This window comes from Amycolatopsis sp. YIM 10, assembly GCF_009429145.1.
In the GTDB taxonomy this organism is placed as follows: Bacteria; Actinomycetota; Actinomycetes; order Mycobacteriales; family Pseudonocardiaceae; genus Amycolatopsis.
The window spans coordinates 7997150-8018596 of record NZ_CP045480.1 but is presented as its reverse complement, the minus strand read 5'-3'; the positions used below and the strand labels follow the sequence as shown (position 1 = coordinate 8018596).

The following is a 21447-nucleotide window of genomic DNA, read 5'->3' as shown; positions in this document are numbered from 1 at the left end:
AGGGTTGTCTTTACCAGTCTAGTGGCTCTCCTATGGACTAGGCCGTTCGAGTGACATCGGGGCGAAATTGTGAGTAAGTTTCCTATCTTGTGGACTGCCGTGCGAAGTTGGCCGCAGCAGCGGCCGCGCCGCGGGGGCTGGGGTCGCGCGAGCAACCCGAACGAGTGTTCGCGCGTGTGTGTTACGGCAAGAGCGCCTATGAAGCTGAGGAGCCATGACGCGTTTTGTGACGAAGCTGGCCGCTGGCACGACGGCACTGGCCTTCGCGGTCGCCCCCGGAGTGGCATCGGCCCAGGTGGACGAGAAGACCGGCCCGGTCGCCTACGCCAACGCCGCCGCGGCGAAGGTGGGCGAGGGTGAGGGTGCGGGCACCGTCGTCACCGAAACGCAGAAGTCGCCGCTCAAGCCGGGTGAGTCCCGCCTGTCGCAGGACCGCAACCTGCTGCCCAAGGACGATGGCGAGAAGAAGGCCATCGGCGCCAACTACCTGGTGCACCTCGGCAAGTACAACGCCGACCACAGCCCGTATCCGGAAGGCGTCGACAGCCGCGACCACAACGTGGTGGCGACGCTGAAGGACACCAACGTGCCCACGGCCACCGCGGAGACCAACTACGCGCTGCAGGACGTCACCATCGGCGGCACCAGCGAGATCGACAACACGATTCTGGCGCTGGACAAGGCCAAGTCCACCGTCGAATGCGCGGGCAGTGACAAGGTCGCCGGCACCACCACCGCGGCCAAGATCTGGGTGCGCAACGCCGAGGGTGACCTCGCCGAGCAGGAGGTCCCGGCCGCCGGTGGCGAGCTGAAACTGACCGATCTGCCGTTCGGGGCGCCGCGCGACACGGACCCCAAGGTCGGGATCGAAGACGCCACCAAGACCAGGTCCGACCTGACCGTGCGCCCGATCTCCGAGTTCGACTCGCTGCTGCGCCAGACGCAGTGGCGCAACGGTGAGCTGAACGCCGCCGCGGGCTGGCTCGTCGAGATCGTCACCCACGTCAAGGACAAGGAAGGCCAGCCGGTCGAGGAAGTGAAGAGCCGGTACGTGTTCGGTGGCGTCAGCTGCTCCATCCCGGAGAACTTCAAGCCGGCCGACCCGCAGTCGAGCACCCCGCAGGTCCCGACGAAGATCCCGGCCGGCGCGATCTCGCCGGAGAACACCGGCGGTGGTGTCTCGCCGCTGGGCCTGTCGCTGCTCGGTGGCGGGCTGCTGCTGGGCACGGGTGCCGTGCTGACGCTGCGCCGCCGCACCGTGCCGGTCGAGCGGAAGCGCTGACCCGGTGGAGACGCCGACGACGCCGACCACACCGCCCGCTGTCGAAGAGGTCCCGCGCCGCCGCAAGCTGATCGCGATCGTGCTCGCGATCGTCGCGGTGGTGGTCACCGGGGTCGGGGTCTGGGTGCTGGCGAGCGGCCCGGACCCGGTGCCGGTCGCGCAGCCGCCCGCCCCGGTGCTGACGCCCGACCTGCCCGTGGAGACCTCGGCGCCGCCATCGGCGGTGCAGGTCGCCGAGCCCGCGCAGAACCCCGGCACGGTGCGGCTGCCCGAGGGCGGCACGGCGAAGCTGATCCGCAAGGAGGTCACCGCCGACGGCGTGCTGCCCATCCCGGACGGTCTCGACGAAGCCACCTGGTGGGGCGCGAAGCTCGGCGACAGCCAGGGCGCGGCGCTGCTGTCCGGCCACGTGAACTGGAAGCGGCAGAACGGCCCGTTCGACGAGCTGTGGCGCAGCAACCCCGGGCAGGAGGTGAGCGTGGTGGACACCGACGGCGGGCAGTGGAAGTACCGGATCACCGAGGTCGTCACGCTGCACAAGAGCGAACTGCCCGACCACGCGCAGCAGTTGTTCGGCCAGGACGGCCCGCACCGGCTGGTGCTGGTCACCTGCGGCGGGGACTACGTCGGCGGCACCGAAGGCTACGAGGACAACCGGATCGTCACCGCGGAACTCGTCTCGCGGCCGTGAATCGGCGATGATCCGCGTTTGCCTTTTCACCCAAGGTAAACCCCTCCGGAAGCGCCCGATGTGCAGCGGATACTCTGACAAGTCAGATAACCGTCCCCGCATGTCACGGAGCGTGGAGTGCCCGCCAACACCATCGAGACCGTAGTCAGTCTCTGCAAGCGTCGTGGTTTTGTCTTTCCGTGCGGGGAGATCTACGGGGGTACCCGGTCGGCGTGGGACTACGGTCCGCTCGGCGTGGAGTTCAAGGAGAACATCAAGCGCCAGTGGTGGAAGTCCATGGTGCAGGGCCGCGACGACGTGGTCGGCCTGGACTCCTCGGTGATCCTGCCGCGCCAGGTGTGGGTGGCCTCCGGTCACGTCGGCGTGTTCACCGACCCGCTGGTCGAGTGCCTGTCCTGCCACAAGCGCTTCCGCGCCGACCAGCTCGCGGAGGAGTTCACCGGCCGCACCGGCAAGGAAGCCAGCGAGGACGACCTGTCCGAGGTGCCCTGCCCGAACTGCGGCAACCGCGGCCAGTACACCGAGCCGCGTGACTTCAACATGATGCTCAAGACCTATCTCGGCCCGGTCGAGTCCGAGGAGGGCCTGCACTACCTCCGCCCGGAGACCGCGCAGGGCATCTTCGTCAACTTCCTCAACGTGCAGACCACGTCGCGGAAGAAGCCGCCGTTCGGCATCGGCCAGATCGGCAAGTCCTTCCGCAACGAGATCACCCCGGGCAACTTCATCTTCCGCACGCGCGAGTTCGAGCAGATGGAGATGGAGTTCTTCGTCGAGCCTGGCGAGGACGAGGCCTGGCACCAGCGCTGGATCGACACGCGCACCGAGTGGTACACCGATCTCGGCATCAAGCCGGAGAACCTGCGCCACTACGAGCACCCCAAGGAAAAGCTGTCGCACTACTCGAAGCGGACCGTGGACATCGAGTACCGCTTCGGCTTCGGCGGCCAGGAGTGGGGTGAGCTCGAAGGCATCGCGAACCGCACCGACTTCGACCTGACCACGCACTCGAACCACTCCGGGGTGGACCTGTCCTACTTCGACCAGGCCAGCGGCCAGCGGTACCGGCCGTTCGTGATCGAGCCCGCCGCGGGTGTCGGCCGCTCGATGATGGCCTTCCTGGTCGACGCCTACACCGAGGACGAGGTCCCCAACGCCAAGGGCGGGGTGGACAAGCGCGTGGTGCTCAAGCTGGACTACCGGCTCGCGCCGTACAAGGTCGCGGTGCTGCCGCTCTCGCGCAACGCCGACCTCACGCCGAAGGCCCGCGACGTGGCGGCCGCGCTGCGCAAGCACTGGCACGTCGACTTCGACGACGCCGGGTCGATCGGCAAGCGCTACCGCCGCCAGGAGGAGATCGGCACGCCGTTCTGCGTCACCGTCGACTTCGACTCGCTCGAGGACCACGCGGTGACCGTGCGCGAGCGCGACTCGATGGCACAGGAGCGGGTCTCGATCGACCAGCTCCAGTCCTACCTGGGCGCGCGGCTGATCGGCTGCTGACCCCTGACGGATGTCATGGGCAGGTCGTGACGAGCGGCCTGGGGATCGGGCGGCCTCCGGCGCGACGCTGGAGGCATGACCAGAGATTCTCACGCGGTCCGGCTTTCGGGCCTGCGCAAGCACTACGGGGAAGTCCGGGCGGTCGACGGCGTCGACCTGGCCATCGCGCCGGGTGAGGTCGTCGCCCTGCTCGGGCCGAACGGTGCCGGGAAGTCCACCACCGTCGACATGCTGCTCGGGCTCACCCGCCCGGACGCCGGTACGGCCACGATCTTCGGGCTGGGTCCGGCCGAGGCGGTGGCCGACGGTGTCATCGGCGCGATGTTGCAGGGCGGCGCGCTGCTCGAGGACGCGACCGTCGGCGAGATGGTGGAAATGGTGGCGTCGCTGCATCGCGCGCCGCTGCCGGTGGACGAGGCGCTGCGCCGCGCGGGGGTCACCGACCTCGCCGGGAGGCGCGGCACGAAGCTGTCCGGCGGGCAGAAGCAGCGCGCGCGGTTCGCCATCGCGCTCGTCAGTGATCCGGGCCTGCTGGTGCTCGACGAGCCCACCGCGGCGATGGACGTCGGCACGCGCCGGGAGTTCTGGCGCGGGATGCGCGAGTTCACCGACACCGGCCGGACCGTGCTGTTCGCCACGCACTACCTCGAAGAGGCCGAGGACTTCGCGGACCGGGTGGTGCTGATGCGGGCCGGCCGGGTGGTCGCGGACGGTTCGGTGGCGCAGGTGCGCGCGCTGGCCGGTGGCCGCACCATTCGCGCGGTGGTGCCCGGCCTGAGCGCGGCCGCGGCCGGTGCTCTGCCCGGAGTGTCCGATGTGGAGCAACGCGGTGAGCAGCTCGCGCTGTCCAGTGAGGACTCCGACGCCACCCTGCGCGCGCTGCTGCGCGAGTACCCGGCGGCGCACGAGATCGAGGTGTCCGCGGTCGGCCTCGAAGGCGCCTTCCTGTCCCTGACCACCGAGGGGAGCGCCCGATGAGCGCGGCCTACCTGCGGCTGGAGATCCGCCGCACCTTCCGCTCCACCCGGTTCGTGCTCTTCGCGATCGCCTTTCCGGTGATCATGTTCCTGTTGCAGGCCAACCTGTTCCTGCCGCAGGACGCGCCACACCGGGCCGAGCTGGTCGGCGTGTTCATGGTCAACATGATGGCCTTCGGCGTGTTGTCGGCGGCGATGGCCGGTGGCGGCAGGCTGGCGCTCGAACGCGCCGGCGGCTGGCAGCGCCAGCTGCGCCTGACCCCGCTGTCGGGGACGGGGTACCTCGGCGGCAAGGGGCTGTCCGGGATGCTGGTGGCGCTGCCCGCGGTGGTGCTGGTGCCGGTGGTCGCGGTGCTCACCCAGGGCGTGCACCTCGATGCCGCCGGCTGGCTGCGGGCCGGGCTCGGCAGCTGGCTCGGCGCGGTGCCGTTCGTGCTGCTCGGCCTGCTGCTCGGGCAGTTCGGCACGCCGGAGTCGATGCAGCCGCTGGGCATGCTGGTGACCATGACGATGGGCTTTCTCGGCGGGTTGTGGGTGCCGATCGACTCCCTGCCCGAGTGGTTGCGCGAGGTGTCGCAACTGCTGCCGAGCTACTGGCTGACCCAGGTCGGCCGGGGCGCGGTGACCAGCGAGTTGTCGGTGGGCCTCGGTACCGCGGTGGCCGTGCTGGCCGGGTGGACCCTGGTGCTCGGTGCGATAGTGATCCGGCGCTATCGCACCGACAGCGCGCGGGGCTGAGGGGAGCGGGCATGACCGGGCCGCTGAACTGGCGGGACGGCCGGTGGGAGGGCGCGCCGGCCGGTCCGTCCGTGCCGAGCCGGTTCCCGGTCAGGTGGACGGTGCTCGCTTCGCTGCTGTTGCTGCCGTTCGTCATCCCGTCCTCGGTGGAACTGCTGGAGCACGAGCACCGCCTGCCGGTGCTCGTGGTCTCGTTCGCGCTGGTGGCCGTGTACTGCGCGGGTTACCTGATCTTCCCGCTGGTGCTGCCGATGCGCCGGGTGGAAACCCGGCTGTCGTGGTGCCTGGCGCACCTGGCGGTCGGGTTCGCCCTGCTGGTGCTGTTCGGCGACGAGCACATGTACCTGATGGTGTACTCGATCTCGGTGATCGCCTTCGCGTTGCCGACGTCGATCGTGCTGGCCACCGGTGGTGTCGCGGCGCTCGGGCTCACCGGCTGGCTGCTCGCCGAGGGCCGGTTCCTGGCGGAGCTGGGTGACCTGGTCACCGTGGTCTCGGTGAGCATCGCGATGTTCTTCATGGGCAGGCTCTCGCGCATGGTGCGTCAGCTGCGCGCGGCGCACGAGGAGATCGCGGCGCTGGCGGTCAGCGCGGAACGCGAGCGGCTGGCGCGTGACCTGCACGACCTGCTGGGGCACAGCATCACCACGATCGCGGTCAAGGCGGGGTTGGCCCGCCGTGTGCTGGAGACCGCGCACGACGAGCGGGCGGCGATCGAGGAAATCCGCTCGATCGAGGCGCTGGCCAGGAGCACGCTCTCCGACGTGCGCGCCACGGTCACCGAGTACCGCGAGGTCTCGCTGCCCGCGGAGCTGGCCGGGGCGCGGGAGGCCTTGCGGGCGGCGGAGATCCGCGCCGAACTGCCGTCCGCGGTCGACGACGTGCGCCCCGAGCTGCGGGGTGTGTTCGGTTACGTGGTGAGGGAGGCGGTGACCAACGTGATCCGCCATTCGGGGGCGCGGGTGGTGCGGGTGTCGCTCGGCGAGGACTGGATCGAGATCACCGACGACGGGACGAACCCGCCCGGCGCCCCGGGCAACGGCCTGCGTGGCCTGGGAGAACGAATGGCCGCGGCCGGTGGCACGGTACACGCGACCCCGGTGCCGGGCGGTGGCTTCCGAGTACGAGCAAGCGCAGGGGAGGCGGCGGCGTGATCAAGGTGCGGGCGGCGGTTTCCGGGCGCGGGCGAGCCGTGGGGGAGGCGGCGTGATCCGGGTGCTGGTGGCCGACGACCAGGCGCTCGTGCGCGGTGCGCTGGCGGCCATGCTCGGGCTGGAACCGGACATCGAAGTGGTGGCGCAGGCGGCCTCCGGCGACGAGGTGCTGGCGCTGGCCCGCGAGTCCGAAGTGGACGTCGTGCTGCTGGACGTGCAGATGCCCGGCAAGGACGGGCTGACCGCGGCCGCCGAGTTGCACGCGGCACTGCCAGCGTGCCGGATCATCGTGTGCACCACCTTCGGCAGGCCGGGCTACCTCGCCAGGGCGATGGCCGCCGGGGCGGCCGGGTTCGTGGTCAAGGACAGCCCGCCGGAGCAGCTGGTGGACGCCGTCCGCCGGGTCCACAGTGGACTCCGGGTGGTGGACCCGGCACTGGCCGCGGAATCGCTGGCCACCGGCACCAGTCCGCTCACCGGGCGTGAGCGCGAGGTGCTGCGCGCCGCCGGGGACGGGGCGACGGTGGCCGACGTGGCGGGCAGGCTGCACCTGTCCGACGGGACCGTGCGCAACCACTTGTCCGCCGCCATCGGGAAAACCGGTGCGCGTACGCGTGCGGAAGCCGTCCGCATCGCCGAGGAGCGCGGCTGGCTCTGAGGGGGTACTCGCTACGCAGCGTGAATCTGTCAGGATTTCCCCACTATGACTGCGCGTATTCCCGGACGAGTGAGTGCTGCCCGCTGGGTGCGCCGCGCCGTGGTCGGCGCGGTGCTGATCGCGCTGCTGGTGGTCGGGGGCACGGCGGTGCGGGTGTGGCAGGTGGCCAGGCTCGACGACCGGTCACCCGCCGACGTCATCGTGGTGCTCGGCGCGGCCCAGTACAACGGCAAGCCGTCGGAGGTGTTCCGGGCCCGCCTGGTGCACGCCAAGCAGCTCTACGACACGGGCGTGGCCAAGTACGTGCTGACCTCGGGTGGTTCCGCCGAGGGCGACAGCTACACCGAGGCCGAGGCCGGCGCGCGGTGGCTGATCGAGCGCGGGGTGCCGCGGGAGAGCACGATCGTGGTCGGTGAGGGGCGCGACACGCTCGGCACGCTGCACGCGGTCTCCGACGAGGTGCACCGGCGCGGGCTGAGCAGCGCGGTGCTGGTCAGCGACCCGTGGCATTCGCTGCGGGCGGAGACGATGGCCGAGGACGTCGGGCTGGACGCGTGGACTTCGCCGACCCACCGCGGCCCGATCGTGCAGACCAGGGAAACCCAGGCGAAGTACATCTTCCGGGAAACCGGGGCGTTGCTGTTCTACCGGCTTTCGAAACGCCCCGCCGACGATATCGGCGGCACCGGCCTCGGCTGAGGAACCGGTATTCCACCTCCGCCGATCATGTGATTCTCCCGGCTTGCGGAAACAATTCTCACGCCGCGGATTCATTCGGTAGCGGCGGGACCACGGAGAGCCGCCGCGCGGTGTAGCCCTGGAGCGGGCGGGCCAGCGCGGCCAGTCCGGCCGGGGTCAGTTCGGCGCGCACCCAGCTGCCCGGCAGTGCCGGACCGGCCGCCCTGATCAGCCCGGCCCTGGCCAGTTCGTGGGAAGTCGCCTGGTCACTGCAGTGCAGGCCGTCCACCCTGAGGTCCGGCTCGCAGCTCGCGGTCAGTTCCGCCCGGCCCGCCTGCACCGCGCGCAGCATCGCGCGGGCCCGGTGGGTGATGGCCGGTGTTCGCTCCGGCACGACCGTTCTCTCAGGAGTGACGACTTCGGCTCTTTCGGCGCTTGTCATAACTCATCACCGCCTCCGTGCTTCCAGTGTTCGTGGTGACTGGAATCACAATCGTCTCCTGGTTTGCTTTCCGGCGGCACCCGAGAAAGTCCCTAGGGGAACCCCTATTTCGGCCGCGCGCCGCTCAGGGCACGGCGATTAGGCTGGCGGAGGTGAACTCCTACACGGCGCACGACGCCGAGCGGCGGCTCGCCGAGCCGCCAAAGGGCGCCGTGCTCGACGGTGCGCGGCCCGACGCCCGCAGCGCGTTCGCACGCGACCGCGCCAGGGTGCTGCACTCGGCCGCGCTGCGCCGGCTGGCCGGGAAGACGCAGGTGGTCGGCCCCGGTGAGGGCACCGAGGTGAGCGGGGTGCCGCGGACCAGGCTGACCCACTCGCTGGAGGTCGCCCAGATCGGCCGCGGCATCGCCGAGGAGCTGGGCGCCGACCCGGACCTGGTGGACACCGCCGGGCTGGCCCACGACATCGGCCACCCGCCGTTCGGGCACAACGGCGAGCACGCGCTGAACGCGGTGGCCAGGGACTGCGGCGGGTTCGAGGGCAACGCGCAGACGCTGCGCATCCTGGCCAGGCTGGAGCCGAAGGTGCTCGACGGGACGGAGACCGCCGGGCTCAACCTGACCAGGGCCTGCCTGGACGCGGCCACCAAGTACCCGTGGCCGCGCAAGGCCGGGGTGGCCAAGTTCGGCGTCTACGCCGACGACCTCGGTGTGTTCCGCTGGATGCGCGAGGGCGCGCCGGAGGGCCGCACCTGTCTCGAGGCGCAGATCATGGACTGGGCCGACGACGTGGCCTACTCGGTGCACGACGTGGAGGACGGGGTGCTCGCCGGGCGCATCTCGTTCCGCGTGCTGGCCGACGCGCAGGAGCGGGCGGCGCTGGCGGAACTGGCGGCCAAGCACTTCTCCGCCTGTCCGGTGTCCACTTTGGAGGGTGCGGCGCGCGGGCTGCTGGAGCTGCCGGTGGTGGCCGAGCTGGCCGAGCGCTACGACGCCTCGCTCGGCGCGCAGGTGGCGCTCAAGCGGATGACCAGCGAGCTGGTCGGCCGGTTCGCCTCGGCCGCGGTCACCGGCACCAGGGCGGCCCACGGCGATGGCCCGCTGACCCGCTACGCCGCCTCGCTGGCCGTCCCGGACCAGGTGGGCGCCGAGGTGGCCGTGCTCAAGGCGCTGGCGCTGCGGTACGTGATGAGCGATCCGCGGCGGCTGGCCATGCAGGACGGCCAGCGCCAGTTGCTCGCCGAACTGGTCGAGGTGCTGGCCAGGCGGGCGCCCGAGCCGCTGGACCCGATCTTCCGCCCGGCCTGGACCGCCGCCCCCGACGACGCGGCCCGGCTGCGCGTGGTCATCGACCAGATCGCCTCCTTGACCGACGCACAGGCCCACGCTTGGCACTCCTGGCACACGGGTCTTCACGGGTAGGGTCGACGGCATGGCCGACCCAGCCGAAATCCAGCACCTGCGGTTCGCACTGGCCCTGCACAACGAGGCCGGTACGGGCGACACCTGCTTCTCGCCGTACTCCGCGGCCAGTGCGCTGGCGCTGGTCGCCAGAGCGGCCCGCGGCGAGTCGGCCGAGGAGCTGACGCGGCTGCTCGGCGAGGTCGACGGCGCGGCCAAGCTGCTGCGCGACGCCGCCGAACTGCACGGCCCCGACCACCAGGACAGCCCGGTGCTCGAAGTGGCGAACACGCTGTGGGCCTGGGATGAGCTGGAGCTTCGCAGCGAGTTCGTCGCGGAGCTGGCGGACTGGGCCAACGGCTCGGTGTCGAGCGCGCCCTTCGTCGACGATCCCGAAGCCGCGCGGCAGACGATCAACGCCGACATCGCCACCACCACGCACGACCTGATCCCCGAGCTGCTCACGCCGGGGTCGGTCGGCCCGGACACGGTGGCGGCCGTGGTCAACGCGCTCTACCTGAAGACCGCGTGGACGAACCCGTTCGGCGAGGGCGGCACCCGCCCGGCCGCCTTCCACGCCCCCGGCGGCACGGTCGAGGTGCCGACCATGCACCAGACCGAGCAACTCGCCTACGCGCACACCGCCGGCTGGCAGGTGGTCGGCCTGCCCGCGGTCGGCGACGTGGAGGCGGTGGTCCTGCTGCCCGACGGCGAGCTGGCCGAGGCGGAGGCGGAGCTGGACGCCGGGAAGCTGGCGGAGCTGTTGTCCGCCAAGCAGTTCACCCAGGTGAGCCTGGCGCTGCCGAAGCTGGAACTGGACCTGCGCACCGATCTGACGGCGGTGCTCAAGGCGCTCGGGGTGCGCACGCTGTTCACCCCGGTCGCCGACCTGTCCGGGCTCAGCCCCGATCCGCGGCTGCTCGTCTCGGACGTGCTGCACCAGGCGGTGCTGCGGATCGACGAGAGCGGCCTGGAGGGCGCGGCGGCCACCGCGGCGATGATCCGCATGGTCTCCCTGGCGACCGGCGACCCGGTGCCGGTCACCGTGGACCGGCCGTTCCTGCTGCTGGTCCGGCACACCGGCACCGGGGCCGTCTACTTCCTGGCCAGGGTGGCGAACCCGGTCGGCGGCTGAGCCTCGCCCGGCTTCACCGCCTCGGCGGCGCCGGGACCGGCTGGCGGAGCACCTCGCTGGCGAGCTTGCCCAGGTAGCCGGCGAAGCGCCGCCGGTCTTCGGCTGGCCAGTGCGCGACCAGTTCGGCGAAGGCCGCGCGCTGGTACTCGTGGGTGGCCTCGAGGAACTTCTCCGCCGCGGGCGACAGCGACAGCCGGGCGCGGCGGGCGTCCTGTCCGGAGGTCTCGCGGAGCACGAACCCGTCGCGCACCGCGTCGGTGATCATCCGGCTCGCCACCGACCGGTCCAGCCCGAGCTGGCGCGCCACGTCGGCCACGGTCACTTCCGGATCCGCCTGCGCCGCGCTGTGGATCGCGTCGATCACGTAGAGGTTCTGCACCGTCCACGTCTCCGGGGCGCCGTCGTAGAGGCGTTCCACCACCTCGGGCGCCCACCGGCGCGACCAGAACCTGACCAACCGGAACAACGCCGGTCCGCCCCCGTTCGGCGCGGGCCGGGCTTTCTCGTTTTCGGTCACCTGGGAACTCACGAGCCTTTCGTCGAACCAAGATCACCCATGCGGGTATGGCCGGACATCCTGCCATGCCCTTGATGTGTGCGTATTGCACGCGTTAATGTGTGCGATATGCATGCATTCAAGAGTAGTCGCTCGTTCGCCTTCGCCGGGGTCCTGCTCGGAATGTTGCTGGCACAGCTGGATTTGACCGTGGTGGTGACGGCGCTGCCGCTGATCGGGGGCGAGCTGGACGCCGGTCCCGCGGTCGCCGGGATCACCGCGGCCTCCTTGCTCACCGCGACCGTTTCCACGCCGATCCACGGCCGCTTCGGTGACCTGTACGGGCGAAAGGCGGCATTTGTGCTCGCCCTCGGTCTACTGACGGTGGGTTCGGCGTGGTGCGCGCTCGCCGGTGACATCGGCTGGCTGGTCGCCGGGCGCGCGGTCCAGGGCGCCGGGGCCGGTGGGCTGATCGTCGGGGCGATGGCGGCGCTGGGCGAGCTGTTCGACCGGACCGAGCTGATCCGGCGGCAGGGCTGGCAGGTGGCCGTCGGCGCGGTCGCCTCGCTCGCCGGGCCACCCGCCGGCGGACTGGTCGCGGACGTTTTCGGCTGGCGCTGGCTGTTCTGGTTCAACCTCCCGCTCGCCGCCGTCGCGCTGGTGCTCGGCCTGGCCGGGCTGCCCGGCCGCCGCGCCGAGCGCCCGGCGGGCGGCCTCGACCTGCGCGGGTCGGCCCTGCTGGTGGTCGCCGGGACGGCGGCGACCGCGCTGGGCACCGTGCCCGAACTGGCTCGTAGTCCACTGTGGACACCGGTGCTGGCGGCGGTCGCGGTGGCCGCCGGATTCGCCTTCGCCAGGACGCAGACGCTGATCCCGCGCCGGATCTTCGCCGACCCGGTGGTGGTGCGCTCGGTGCTGGCGACCACACTCGCCGGGATCGCGCTCTACGGCACGTTCACCTACATCTCGCTGGTGATCGCACTCGGCGTGCGCGGCGACCCGGGCGCGGCCGGGCTGCTCCTGCTGGCCATGACGGGCGGCTCGCTGCTCGTTTCGAGCTGTTTCGCGGTGCTGGCCCGCCGCTGGCCCCGGATGACCGCCTGGGGCCGCTGGGGCTGCGTCACCGGCGCCGCCGGGCTCGCGCTGCTCGCGGTTTCCGCGCACACCGGCGGGGTCGCGCTGATGGCGGTCGGGCTGGTGCTCACCGGCGGCAGCTTCATGCTCGTGGTCTCCGCCTACACCGTGCTCGCGCAGGGCCGGGCCGCGCCGGCCGAGATGGGCGCCACGATGGGCGTGTTCACCTTCGCCAGGCAGGCGGGCGGGGTCGCCGGGACCACCCTGCTCGGCTGGCTCGCGCTGCTGGTCACCGGTGGTTTCGAGGCGGCGGGACTGACCGTGGTCTTCGCCGCGGCGGCGCTGGCCATGGTGGCCGCGCTCACCTGCTCGCCGCGGGTTGTCACAACCGGCGAGGTCGTCTCGTCCCCCTCGTGAGAACGACGAACGAAGGAGAGCGACATGCCTCGTATTCCCGCGGTGGACATCAAGGACGGCGGGCTCGTGCTGCGCCTCATCGCCCGGTTCGCCCGCCGCCGCTTCGGCGCGCTGCCGGAGCCGATGGCGGTCAGCGCGCACAACCCGCGCGTGCTGCGCGCCGGGCTGGTGACCGAGATGTTCGCCGAGAAGGTGTCGACCGAGCTGCCGGTCAACGTGCGCGAGCTGGCGGTGTACCGCACCGCGGTGCGGCTGGGCTGCTCGTGGTGCATCGACTTCGGCACCATGCTGCAGAAGCACGAGGGCCTCGACATCGACCGGCTCAAGGCGATCGACGACTACGCCGACTCGCCGCTGTACAGCCCCCAGGAGCGGCTCGCACTGGCCTACGCCGACGCGATGACCGCGACCCCGGTGACGGTGACCGACGAGCAGGTGGCCGAGCTGGAAGCCGAGTTCGGCCGCAAGGGCGTGCTGGAGCTGACCTACCAGATCGGGCTGGAGAACATGCGTGCCCGGATGAACAACGCGCTGGACATCACCGAGCAGGGCTTCACCTCGGGGGATGCCTGCCGTGTGCCGCAGGTCACGAAGACCGGCCGGGCGGCCGGTTAAGCAGTTTCCGATTAATCGCCGGGCAGGTCACGGAAACGTCACCGGACAAGATCGATTGCGGGTGCCGCGCGGGCACCCGCAAGCCGGTCGTGGCCCGTTCGGCCCGCCCCACTCCGGCATACGCGGGCCAAAGACAAGATCGTTCAATTCATTGGCAGAGTTGGTTTATCACTCACCAAAATTCGGGCTAACAATTAGTGGTTCCGCGTGGTTATGGTTGCGCCACGAGCGGGTTTTGAGTGCTCCGGCTGGGAAGTCTCGGGGGCCAGTCAGTGATGCCGGTGGCTATTGGAGTTGGGCTCCGGCACGGCCGCGAGATGATGAATGGAGCGTGGCGCAACATGGTGAGGGCGTTCCCGGCCCGCCGGTGGCTGGCGATGGCCACCGCGGTCGCCGGACTTCTCGCGCTGACCGCGTGTGGTGGGCCGAACACCCCTGGTTCCCCTGGTGCGAGCCCCGCGCCGGGCCCCGGTGGGCTGCTCGACCGGGCACCGGTGGCCACCGAGGCGGAGCTGGCCGCCAGCCCGACCGCGGCGGCCATCCGCGCCCGCGGGCAGTTGATCATCGGCAGCGAACTCGATCTGCCGCTGCTTTCCGAGCGGAATTCGATTACCGGCGAAACCGAAGGTTTTGACGCGACGCTGGCAAAGCTGCTCGCGAAATACATCATCGGCGAAACTTCGGTCAAGATCGCGAAAGCGACCCCGGAGACGCGGGAAGCACTGCTGCAGGTCGGTACGGTCGACGCGGTGATCCGCATTTACACGATCACCCCGCAGCGCGCGCAGAAAGTGGCCTTCGCCGGGCCGTACCTGATGTCCGGCCAGTCGATCGCCACGCTCAGCCGCGAGCGGTCCATCACCAAGCCCGCCGATCTCGACGGCAAGACCGTGGTCGCGGTCGCGGGCACCACCAGCGTCGACGCGCTCAAGCGGGTGGCGCCGGACGCGCAGGTCCGCACCTTCGGCACGGCCAACGAGTGCATCCAGGCGCTGGAGGCCGGGCAGGCGGTGGCCTACGTGCACGACCTGACCGTGCTGGCCGGGGCGGCCCGGCTCAACGACAAGATCCGCGTCATCGGCGAGCCGTTCACCAGCGAGCCCTACGGCATCGGCCTGCCGCGCGGGGACACCGAGTTCAAGAAGTTCGTCAACGACTGGCTGGGCAAGATCGTGCAGTCCGGGATCTGGGAAGAGCTGTGGAAGGAGTCGCTGGGCACCGTCGTCGCCGGTCAGCCGCCGGCGCCGCCGCAGATCGGGTCGGTACCGGGCTCGTGACAACGAGCGGGGGAACGCGCCGTGACAACGAGGTCCTGGCTGCGGAACGGTGTGGTGGGCCTGCTGGTGCTGACCGGGTGCGGCACCGGCTCGCCGTCGGGCCCGGCGGCGCCGCCGGGCCCGCTGAGCCTGCTGGACCGGGCCCCGGTGGCCGCCGCCGAGGAGATCGCGGCCAGCCCGACCGCCGCCGCCATCCGCGAGCGCGGGCAGCTGCTCGTCGGCGGTGAGCTGGACCTGCCGCTGATGTCCCAGCGCAACCCGATCACCGGCGAGACCGTCGGCTTCGACGCCACGCTCGGCAAGCTGCTGGCCAAGTACATCATCGGCGAGCCGAACGTGAAGGTGGTGCGGTCGATCTCGGAGACCCGCGAGTCGGTGCTGCAGACCGGCACGGTCGACGCGGTGATCAGCACCTACACCATCACCCCGCAGCGCGCGGAGAAGATCAGCTTCGCCGGGCCGTACCTGGTCTCCGGCCAGGCGATCGCCACGCTGAGCACGGAGAACAAGATCTCCACCCCGGCCGACCTGGCCGGGAAGAAGGTGGTCGCGGTGTCCGGCACCACCAGCGTGGACGCGATCAGGCAGAGCGCGCCGGGGGTGCAGGTGACCACCTTCGGCGCGGCCACCGAGTGCATCCAGGCGCTCGAGGCCGGCACCGCGGTGGCCTACGTGCACGACATGACGCTGCTGGCCGGTACGGCGCAGCTCAACGACAAGATCCAGATCGTCAGCGAGCCGTTCACCGAAGAGGCCTACGGCATCGGCATCCGGCACGGGGACGAGGCGTTCAAGAAGTTCATCAACGACTGGCTGGGCAAGATCCAGCAGAGCGGGCTGTGGGGCGAGAACTGGACCGACACGCTCGGCCAGGTCGTGCCGGGCGACCCGCCGCAACCACCGGCCATCGGCTCGGTGCCCGGCTCGTGACGTGACTCACTCCGGCAGGTGCGCCAGCTTCGCCGGATTGGCCTGGTCGTAGATCGCCACCACCAGGCCGTCGCGGATGACCAGCGTGGACACGTGCGCGTCCAGCGGGACGTGGTCCTCGTCACCGGGCGCGGGCGGCAGGTAGAGCCCGAGGTCGCCGTTGACCAGCAAGGCACGCGCCCCGGCCACCGCGTCGTCGGTGTACTTGCGGAACACCCCGACGAAGAAGCGGGTGATCTTGTCCGCGCCGACCATGATCTGGCGGGTGGTGCGGGCCTTGCCGTCCGAGTCGCCGATCAGCACCACGTCGGGGTGCAGCACCTCGGCCACCGCGCGCACGTCGCCCGAGCTGAGCGCGGCCAGCAGCCGCTCCAGCACGGCCTGCTGCTCGGCCATCGACGCCCGTGGCGGCGGATCGGCCTCGGCCACCGCCCGGCGCCCGCGCGAGGCGTGCTGGCGCGCGGCGGCCGGTGAGCAGCCGAGGATCTCGGCGATCTCGGCGAACGGCACCGAGAAGGCGTCGTGCAGCACGAACGCGACCCGCTGCTCGGGGGTGAGCCGGTCGAGCACCACCATCGCGGCCATGCGCACCCCGTCGTCGCGCACGGCCACCTCGAGCGGGTCCTCACCGGGCCGCGGGCCGAACCCGGCCACGATCGGCTCGGGCAGCCACTGGCCGACGTAGTGCTCGCGGCGGGCCGTCGCCGAGCGCAGCCTGTCCAGCCCGAGCCGCCCGACCACGGTGGTCAGCCAGCCACGGGGGTCGCGGATGGCGGCGCGCTGGTCGTCGGTGAGCCCGGCCAGCCGCAGCCACGCCTCCTGCACCGCGTCCTCGGCGTCGGACACCGACCCGGTCAGCCGGTAGGCCACCGAGATCAGGTGCGCGCGATGGGCGGTGAACTCCTCAGCCAGCAGATCCCCGGTTACGGCCATACCCCGAGTCTGCCTCATCCGATGCCCTCCATGAGCGTGGCCGGGCGCGCACTAGAGTAGGAGTGTGGCGGGACGGATCCGGGAAAGCGACATCGCGGAAGTGCGTGACCGCAACCGGATCGATGAGGTCGTCGGCGAGTACGTGGCGCTGCGGCGGGCCGGTGGCGGCGCGCTCAAGGGGCTGTGCCCGTTCCACGACGAGAAGACCCCGTCGTTCAACGTCCGCCCCACGCACGGCACCTTCCACTGCTTCGGCTGCGGGGTCGGCGGCGACGTCATCAAGTTCCTCACCGACCTGGAGAAGCTCACCTTCGTCGAGGCCGTGGAGCGGCTCGCCGACCGGGTGGGCCTGCGGCTGACCTACGAGGGCGGCGGCGGGAGCGTGCAGCGCGACCGCGGCACCCGCTCCCGCATGGTCGAGGCGCACAAGGCGGCCGCCGAGTTCTACGCCGAGCAGCTGCTCTCCGAGGACGGCCGGATGGCGCGCGACTTCCTCAACGAACGCGGCTTCGACCCGGTCGCGGCGAAGACCTTCGGCTGCGGTTACGCGCCGAGCGGCTGGGACAAGCTGACCAAGTACCTGCTCAAGCGCGGGTTCGAGCTGACCGAGCTGATCAAGTCGGGCCTGGTGCGCGAGGGCAGGCAGGGGCCGATCGACCGGTTCCACCGGCGGCTGCTGTGGCCGATCAAGGACCTCGGCGGCGACGTGGTCGGCTTCGGCGCGCGGCGGCTGTTCGACGACGACCGCATCGAAGCCAAGTACCTGAACTCCAGCGACAGCCCGATCTACCGGAAGTCCGAGGTGCTCTTCGGGCTGGACATGGCGAAGAAGGAGATCTCGCGGCGTCACCAGGTGGTGATCGTCGAGGGCTACACCGACGTGATGGCCATGCACGCCGCCGGCGTGCCGACCGCGGTGGCCACCTGCGGTACCGCGTTCGGCCAGGACCACATGAAGGTGCTGCGCCGGCTGCTGATGGACGACGACGCCTTCCGCGGCGAGGTGATCTTCACCTTCGACGGTGACGAGGCGGGCCAGAAGGCCGCGCTCAAGGCGTTCGAGGGCGACCAGACCTTCGCCGGGCAGACCTACATCGCGGTGGCGCCGGACGGCATGGACCCGTGCGAGCTGCGCCTGGCCAAGGGCGACACCGCGGTCCGCGACCTGGTGGCGCGGCGGATCCCGCTGTTCGAGTTCGCCATCCGCAGCATGCTGAAGTCCTACGACCTGGAGTCGGTGGACGGGCAGGTCGCCGCGCTGCAGAAGATGGTGCCGATGGTGGCGCAGATCAGGGACCGCGCCAAGCGGGACGGGTACGCCACGAAGCTGGCCTGGTGGGTCGGCTGGCCGGACGAGTCGACGGTGGTCAAGCGGGTGCGCGCGGTCGCCGGTGGCAAGGGCGCGGCGCCCGCCGCCCGGCCCGCGGCGACGGGGTCGAACCCGCAGGACGTGCCGCGGCCCAACCCCACCGACCCGCGGCTCACCGTGCAGCGCGAGACGCTCAAGGCGGCGCTGCAGGAGCCCGCGCTGGCCGGTCCCGAGTTCGACGCGGTGCCCGACGAGGCGTTCACGCACCCGGCGTACCTGGCCATCCGCAAGGCGATCCGCGAGGCGGGCGGGGCCGCCGGTGGCATGGCGGGGCCCGCGCTGCTCGAAGCCGCCTCGCGGCACTGTCCACAAGGGATGGTGCGCCGGGTGCTCGGCGAGCTGGCGGTGGAACCGATGCACGCCAAGGAGGAGGCGGACGCGCGGTACGTCTCGAGCGTGCTCGCCGCGATCCAGGAGAACCTGGTGGGCAGGCAGATCCAGGAGATCAAGTCGAAGCTGACCCGGTTGTCCCCGGTGGAGGCCCCGGACGACTACCGCGCGTTGTTCGGTGACCTGGTGGCGCTGGAGGAGTACCGGAAAGCGTTGCGGCAGCAGGCTGTCGGCGGGCTGGACTGATGGGTTTGCTCAAGCGCCTGTTCGGCGACCGGCTGCCCGAGGACTTCGCGGGCGAGCTGGCCGCGGGTGAGGACGCGCTGGCCACCGCCCCGGTGACCGGTGGCGGGTACCTCGTGGTCACCCCGCTCGGGTTGTGGGTGCCCTCGGATGGGGGACAGCGCCGCATCGGCTGGCACCTGATCAGCAAGGCGGTGTGGGGGGAGAGCACGCTGACCGTCACCGAGGCCGACGAGACCGGGCAGGCGGGCGGCGCGGTGCTGCTGACCGACCGCGCGCCGGTCCGGTACGGCGTCGAAGCGCCGGGGAAGCTGCCGCCGATGGTGCGCCAGCGCGTCGACGGTTCGATCAGGGCGCGGCATCGGCAGGAACTGCCGGGTGGGGTGGCGTGGTTCCTGCGCCGGAAGGTGCCGGGTACGGACGGCACGGTGTTGCAGGTCCGCGCCGATCCGGGGGTGGACGCGGACCTGGTGGCGAGCATCGCCGAGGACGCGGCGAAGAAGCTGGTGGAACCGGAAGCCTAGCAGTACAGTCGTACTGTATGTGGGATCCGGCGAAGTACCTCGACTACCAGGACGAACGCGCGCGCCCGTTCTACGACCTGTTGGCCCGCGTGGGCGCCACCTCGCCCCGTCGGGTGGTCGACGCCGGTTGTGGTCCGGGGAACCTGACGCCCGAGCTGGGGAGGCGCTGGCCGGACGCGGTGGTGGAGGCGTTCGACAGCTCCCCGGACATGGTCGAGGCGGCGCGGGCCAACGGGGTTTCCGCTGAACTGCGGGACGTCACGTCGTGGGAGCCGCCCGCGGACACCGACGTGATCGTCACGAATGCCGTGCTGCAGTGGGTGCCCACCCATCGTGACGTGCTCACCCGATGGGTGGACGCACTGCCGTCGGGAGCGTGGCTGGCGATGCAGGTGCCGGGGAACTTCCGCGCGCCGTCGCACGCGCTGGTGCGCAAGCTGGTGGCGACGTCGCGGTGGTCGCGGTCGCTGGACGTACGCGACGAGAACGCGGTGAGCGAGCCGCAGGAATACGCGGAACTACTGGCGTCGCGGGGTTGCGCCGTCGACGCCTGGGAGACGACGTACGTGCAGCGCCTGACGGGGGAGGACGCTGTGCTGGAGTGGATCACCGGCACCGTGCTGCGCCCCATCAAGGCGGCGCTGGACGAGGCGGAGTGGGAGCGCTTCCGGTACGAGCTGGGCTCGCTGCTGCGGGATGCCTACCCGCAGAACGCGGATGGCACCACGTGGTTCCCCTTCCGCCGCGTCTTCGTGGTGGCGCGGGTGGGGTAGCCCTTGGCTTCCGCCCCGTGTCCCGCCGCGGCGTGTGAGGCTTTGGCTCCTGCCCGTGTCCCGCCGCGGCGTGTGAGGCTTTGGCTTCTGCCGCGTTCCGCCGTGGCATGCGGGGCTTCGGCTTCGGCCGTGTCTTCGCTGAGGCGTGCGTGGTCAGTCCGCGTCCGGCTCCGGCGCGCTTTCGCCGTGGCGTGTGCGGAGTCCATTTCGGCTTCTGCCGCGTGTCGGCCTTGGCGGGTGGGGTAGCTCCGCGCTCGGTTTCGCCGCGTCTCCGCCGTGGCGCGCCTTGGTGGCCAGGCTTTGTCCGCCGCCGCGTCTTTGCTCCGGGTGTGTGGGCTAGCCCGCCTTCAGTTCCGCCGCGTGTCCGCCGTGGCGCATGGTGGTCGGCTTTGGCTCTTGCCGCGTTCTGGCTGCGGGCGCGTGGGCCAGCCCGCCTTCAGCTCCGCTGCGCTTCCGCCGTGGCGTCCGTGGGGGCCGCTCTTGGCTTCCGATGCGTCGTCGCCTGGGGCGTGCGTGGGCCAGCCCACATTCGGCGCGGTGGTGCTAGCCGTCCTGGTGCTGGGCCTCCCGTGCTCGGTGCCCGTTGGTGCCGGGGCGTTCCCCGAATGGCAGCTTCTCGCCCACCTTGGCCCTGGCGATCCCGGCCGCGCCCTGCACGGCGGGGTGGTCGGCCAGCTTGCGGTAGGTGCGGACGATCTGCTCGTACCGGCTGCGGCCGGCCCGCGCGCCGAGCACGTAGCCCACCGCCGCGCCCAGCAGGAACTTCTTCATCTGTCGTACGCCTCCCTCTGGCTCGCTCCTTGTCCATTGTCCCCCACCTCGCGTCGGCGGGCCGTGAACGGAGGGGCGGGGGTGGCTGCACGGGCCGGGCGGGCATGGTCTAGAGTTCTTGATGTCGGGCCGGAGCGATCCGGTCGGGCCAGCAATCCCCTGTAGCTCAATTGGCAGAGCAGCCGGCTGTTAACCGGCAGGTTATTGGTTCGAGTCCAATCGGGGGAGCATATGCCCAGGTCATAGGCCTGGGCTTTGTTGTGTACACCCCCGGAGCGTGCGTCATCACACGATGCTCCGGCCAGGGCTTCCGGTGAGCAGGTCGGCCTCGTCCAGCCCGGTGGCGACGGTCTTGCGGAAACGTGGCTGGTGATCCAGCCGTAGCCACACTCGGTGAACGCATCTTTGGTCCGGCGGATGACGTTGCTTCGGCCCTTGGAGTCGAGCGCGCGGGCGTCCGCCAGCTTCTCGAGTTTGGCCAGAAGGTCGGTGCGCTGCTCGGCGTCAAGCGCGACGACCTCCTCCCTGTGGGGCTGGGCCGCGCATGCGTCCGAGCGCTCGTACGGGGTTGCGAGCCATCGCCTCGTGGAGGACGGCGTAGTCGCAGAGGCTCACTGCCCACCAGCAAGCCGCCACGTCACAAATCGGTGTTTGAGAGCCAGGTCCAGTCGCCTTGGCTCCAGTCTTCCTCGGGTGGCGGCTGACTGCTGTTCCGCTCCTGTTCCTCCTCCGCGCGTCGGATCTCGCGGAGCGCGCGCTGGTCGTCTTCTGCGTCGTAGCGTGCCTCGGTGAGCCACTGTTCGTTCACGCTGCTTGGCATCCGGTCGAGGGTGTGCAGGAGTTCGTCCAGCGCGTCGTCGATGTGCGCTCGATCCGCTGCCGATGCCAGGCGGTACAGGCCGGCCATGGTGAGCGGGCCCTCGGCCAGCACGGCGGCGACGGATTCCTGGCCGGCGTCGTCCGGTTCGATCTCGCCGGGTTCAGGCTCAAGGGTGAAGCCGTGCGGTTCTCTGTTCGGGTCGGTGTTGTCGTCCATG

The 21447-nt window shown here is 70.9% G+C and carries 22 protein-coding genes and 1 tRNA gene; 18 read left to right on the top strand and 5 right to left on the bottom strand.

Annotation, left to right across the window (positions count from 1 at the left end):
- Positions 1–214 precede the first annotated feature (214 nt).
- The 8 genes from YIM_RS37900 (at position 215) to YIM_RS37865 (ending at position 7702) form a co-directional block, all read left to right on the top strand.
- Positions 215–1282: a hypothetical protein gene (locus YIM_RS37900; RefSeq protein ID WP_153034957.1), complete on the top strand. Its 1068-nt coding sequence runs from the start codon at positions 215–217 to the stop codon at positions 1280–1282.
- Positions 1283–1286: 4 nt separating this feature from the next.
- Positions 1287–1973, top strand: a complete 687-nt coding sequence (locus YIM_RS37895; RefSeq protein WP_228004279.1) for a class F sortase — start codon at positions 1287–1289, stop codon at positions 1971–1973.
- Between the two features lie 117 nt (positions 1974–2090).
- Positions 2091–3476, top strand: a complete 1386-nt coding sequence (locus tag YIM_RS37890; protein ID WP_153034956.1) for a glycine--tRNA ligase — start codon at positions 2091–2093, stop codon at positions 3474–3476.
- 75 nt (positions 3477–3551) lie between these two features.
- Positions 3552–4454, top strand: a complete 903-nt coding sequence (locus tag YIM_RS37885) for an ABC transporter ATP-binding protein (protein WP_153034955.1) — start codon at positions 3552–3554, stop codon at positions 4452–4454.
- On the top strand, positions 4451–5191 hold the full coding sequence (locus YIM_RS37880; RefSeq protein WP_153034954.1) for an ABC transporter permease: 741 nt from the start codon (positions 4451–4453) through the stop codon (positions 5189–5191). The genes YIM_RS37885 and YIM_RS37880 overlap by 4 nt, the downstream gene beginning before the upstream one ends.
- Before the next feature lie 11 nt (positions 5192–5202).
- A complete protein-coding gene (locus YIM_RS37875) occupies positions 5203–6345 on the top strand; it encodes a sensor histidine kinase (RefSeq protein ID WP_153034953.1) in 1143 nt (380 codons plus the stop codon).
- Between the two features lie 52 nt (positions 6346–6397).
- Positions 6398–7003 carry a response regulator transcription factor gene (locus tag YIM_RS37870; protein ID WP_153034952.1) on the top strand — a complete coding sequence of 202 codons (606 nt, stop codon included), beginning with the start codon at positions 6398–6400 and terminating at the stop codon, positions 7001–7003.
- 45 nt (positions 7004–7048) lie between these two features.
- Entirely contained in the window at positions 7049–7702 is a 654-nt protein-coding gene (locus tag YIM_RS37865; protein ID WP_153034951.1) for a YdcF family protein, read from the top strand.
- A gap of 58 nt (positions 7703–7760) precedes the next feature.
- Here YIM_RS37865 and YIM_RS37860 read toward each other — a convergent pair whose 3' ends face one another.
- Entirely contained in the window at positions 7761–8033 is a 273-nt protein-coding gene (locus YIM_RS37860; protein ID WP_153037500.1) for a hypothetical protein, read from the bottom strand.
- Between the two features lie 242 nt (positions 8034–8275).
- Here YIM_RS37860 and YIM_RS37855 point away from each other — a divergent pair, with 242 nt between their 5' ends.
- The gene (locus YIM_RS37855; RefSeq protein WP_153034950.1) at positions 8276–9544 is read left to right on the top strand and encodes a deoxyguanosinetriphosphate triphosphohydrolase; all 1269 of its coding nucleotides are present in this window, start codon (positions 8276–8278) and stop codon (positions 9542–9544) included.
- Between the two features lie 10 nt (positions 9545–9554).
- Positions 9555–10658, top strand: a complete 1104-nt coding sequence (locus YIM_RS37850; protein ID WP_153034949.1) for a serpin family protein — start codon at positions 9555–9557, stop codon at positions 10656–10658.
- 13 nt (positions 10659–10671) lie between these two features.
- Here the strand turns inward: YIM_RS37850 and YIM_RS37845 are convergent, their stop codons facing one another.
- Positions 10672–11175, bottom strand: a complete 504-nt coding sequence (locus YIM_RS37845; RefSeq protein WP_153034948.1) for a MarR family winged helix-turn-helix transcriptional regulator — start codon at positions 11173–11175, stop codon at positions 10672–10674.
- Between the two features lie 108 nt (positions 11176–11283).
- Here YIM_RS37845 and YIM_RS37840 point away from each other — a divergent pair, with 108 nt between their 5' ends.
- The 4 genes from YIM_RS37840 to YIM_RS37825 all read left to right on the top strand — a co-directional run bounded on the left by YIM_RS37840 (position 11284) and on the right by YIM_RS37825 (position 15467).
- On the top strand, positions 11284–12645 hold the full coding sequence (locus YIM_RS37840; protein WP_153034947.1) for an MFS transporter: 1362 nt from the start codon (positions 11284–11286) through the stop codon (positions 12643–12645).
- Positions 12646–12669: 24 nt separating this feature from the next.
- Positions 12670–13260, top strand: coding sequence for a carboxymuconolactone decarboxylase family protein (locus tag YIM_RS37835; protein WP_153034946.1), 591 nt, complete (start codon positions 12670–12672; stop codon positions 13258–13260).
- Positions 13261–13601: 341 nt separating this feature from the next.
- On the top strand, positions 13602–14537 hold the full coding sequence (locus YIM_RS37830) for a transporter substrate-binding domain-containing protein (protein WP_228004278.1): 936 nt from the start codon (positions 13602–13604) through the stop codon (positions 14535–14537).
- Positions 14538–14558: 21 nt separating this feature from the next.
- The gene (locus YIM_RS37825; RefSeq protein WP_228004277.1) at positions 14559–15467 is read left to right on the top strand and encodes a glutamate ABC transporter substrate-binding protein; all 909 of its coding nucleotides are present in this window, start codon (positions 14559–14561) and stop codon (positions 15465–15467) included.
- A 6-nt stretch (positions 15468–15473) separates the two neighbouring features.
- On the opposite strand, the gene YIM_RS37820 is transcribed toward YIM_RS37825, so the two are convergent.
- Positions 15474–16400, bottom strand: a complete 927-nt coding sequence (locus tag YIM_RS37820) for a sigma-70 family RNA polymerase sigma factor (protein WP_153034945.1) — start codon at positions 16398–16400, stop codon at positions 15474–15476.
- A 64-nt stretch (positions 16401–16464) separates the two neighbouring features.
- Between YIM_RS37820 and dnaG the strand changes: the two genes are divergently transcribed.
- From dnaG to YIM_RS37805, 3 genes are read left to right on the top strand one after another with little or no spacing between them, the layout of a single operon-like run.
- Positions 16465–18345 (top strand): DNA primase, encoded by a 1881-nt coding sequence (gene dnaG, locus YIM_RS37815; RefSeq protein ID WP_153034944.1) that lies wholly within the window; start codon positions 16465–16467, stop codon positions 18343–18345.
- A complete protein-coding gene (locus YIM_RS37810; protein WP_153034943.1) occupies positions 18345–18866 on the top strand; it encodes a hypothetical protein in 522 nt (173 codons plus the stop codon). The genes dnaG and YIM_RS37810 overlap by 1 nt, the downstream gene beginning before the upstream one ends.
- Before the next feature lie 17 nt (positions 18867–18883).
- Entirely contained in the window at positions 18884–19639 is a 756-nt protein-coding gene (locus tag YIM_RS37805; protein ID WP_153034942.1) for a trans-aconitate 2-methyltransferase, read from the top strand.
- A gap of 543 nt (positions 19640–20182) precedes the next feature.
- Here the strand turns inward: YIM_RS37805 and YIM_RS37800 are convergent.
- Positions 20183–20410 carry a hypothetical protein gene (locus YIM_RS37800; RefSeq protein WP_153034941.1) on the bottom strand — a complete coding sequence of 76 codons (228 nt, stop codon included), beginning with the start codon at positions 20408–20410 and terminating at the stop codon, positions 20183–20185.
- Between the two features lie 155 nt (positions 20411–20565).
- Between YIM_RS37800 and YIM_RS37795 the strand changes: the two genes are divergently transcribed.
- Positions 20566–20638 (top strand) — tRNA-Asn (locus YIM_RS37795).
- Positions 20639–21047: 409 nt separating this feature from the next.
- Here YIM_RS37795 and YIM_RS37790 read toward each other — a convergent pair.
- Positions 21048–21446 carry a hypothetical protein gene (locus YIM_RS37790; RefSeq protein WP_153034940.1) on the bottom strand — a complete coding sequence of 133 codons (399 nt, stop codon included), beginning with the start codon at positions 21444–21446 and terminating at the stop codon, positions 21048–21050.
- Position 21447: the final 1 nt, after the last annotated feature.

Coding starts and splice junctions, on each gene's coding strand:
- YIM_RS37865 (WP_153034951.1), top strand. CDS start 7,049: ATGACTGCGCGTATTCCCGGACGAGTGAGTGCTGCCCGCTGGGTGCGC.
- YIM_RS37790 (WP_153034940.1), bottom strand. CDS start 21,446: ATGGACGACAACACCGACCCGAACAGAGAACCGCACGGCTTCACCCTT.
- YIM_RS37810 (WP_153034943.1), top strand. CDS start 18,345: ATGGGTTTGCTCAAGCGCCTGTTCGGCGACCGGCTGCCCGAGGACTTC.
- YIM_RS37800 (WP_153034941.1), bottom strand. CDS start 20,410: ATGAAGAAGTTCCTGCTGGGCGCGGCGGTGGGCTACGTGCTCGGCGCG.
- YIM_RS37850 (WP_153034949.1), top strand. CDS start 9,555: ATGGCCGACCCAGCCGAAATCCAGCACCTGCGGTTCGCACTGGCCCTG.
- YIM_RS37880 (WP_153034954.1), top strand. CDS start 4,451: ATGAGCGCGGCCTACCTGCGGCTGGAGATCCGCCGCACCTTCCGCTCC.
- YIM_RS37885 (WP_153034955.1), top strand. CDS start 3,552: ATGACCAGAGATTCTCACGCGGTCCGGCTTTCGGGCCTGCGCAAGCAC.
- YIM_RS37900 (WP_153034957.1), top strand. CDS start 215: ATGACGCGTTTTGTGACGAAGCTGGCCGCTGGCACGACGGCACTGGCC.
- YIM_RS37835 (WP_153034946.1), top strand. CDS start 12,670: ATGCCTCGTATTCCCGCGGTGGACATCAAGGACGGCGGGCTCGTGCTG.
- YIM_RS37805 (WP_153034942.1), top strand. CDS start 18,884: ATGTGGGATCCGGCGAAGTACCTCGACTACCAGGACGAACGCGCGCGC.
- YIM_RS37875 (WP_153034953.1), top strand. CDS start 5,203: ATGACCGGGCCGCTGAACTGGCGGGACGGCCGGTGGGAGGGCGCGCCG.
- YIM_RS37820 (WP_153034945.1), bottom strand. CDS start 16,400: ATGGCCGTAACCGGGGATCTGCTGGCTGAGGAGTTCACCGCCCATCGC.
- YIM_RS37860 (WP_153037500.1), bottom strand. CDS start 8,033: ATGCTGCGCGCGGTGCAGGCGGGCCGGGCGGAACTGACCGCGAGCTGC.
- YIM_RS37840 (WP_153034947.1), top strand. CDS start 11,284: ATGCATGCATTCAAGAGTAGTCGCTCGTTCGCCTTCGCCGGGGTCCTG.
- YIM_RS37830 (WP_228004278.1), top strand. CDS start 13,602: ATGGTGAGGGCGTTCCCGGCCCGCCGGTGGCTGGCGATGGCCACCGCG.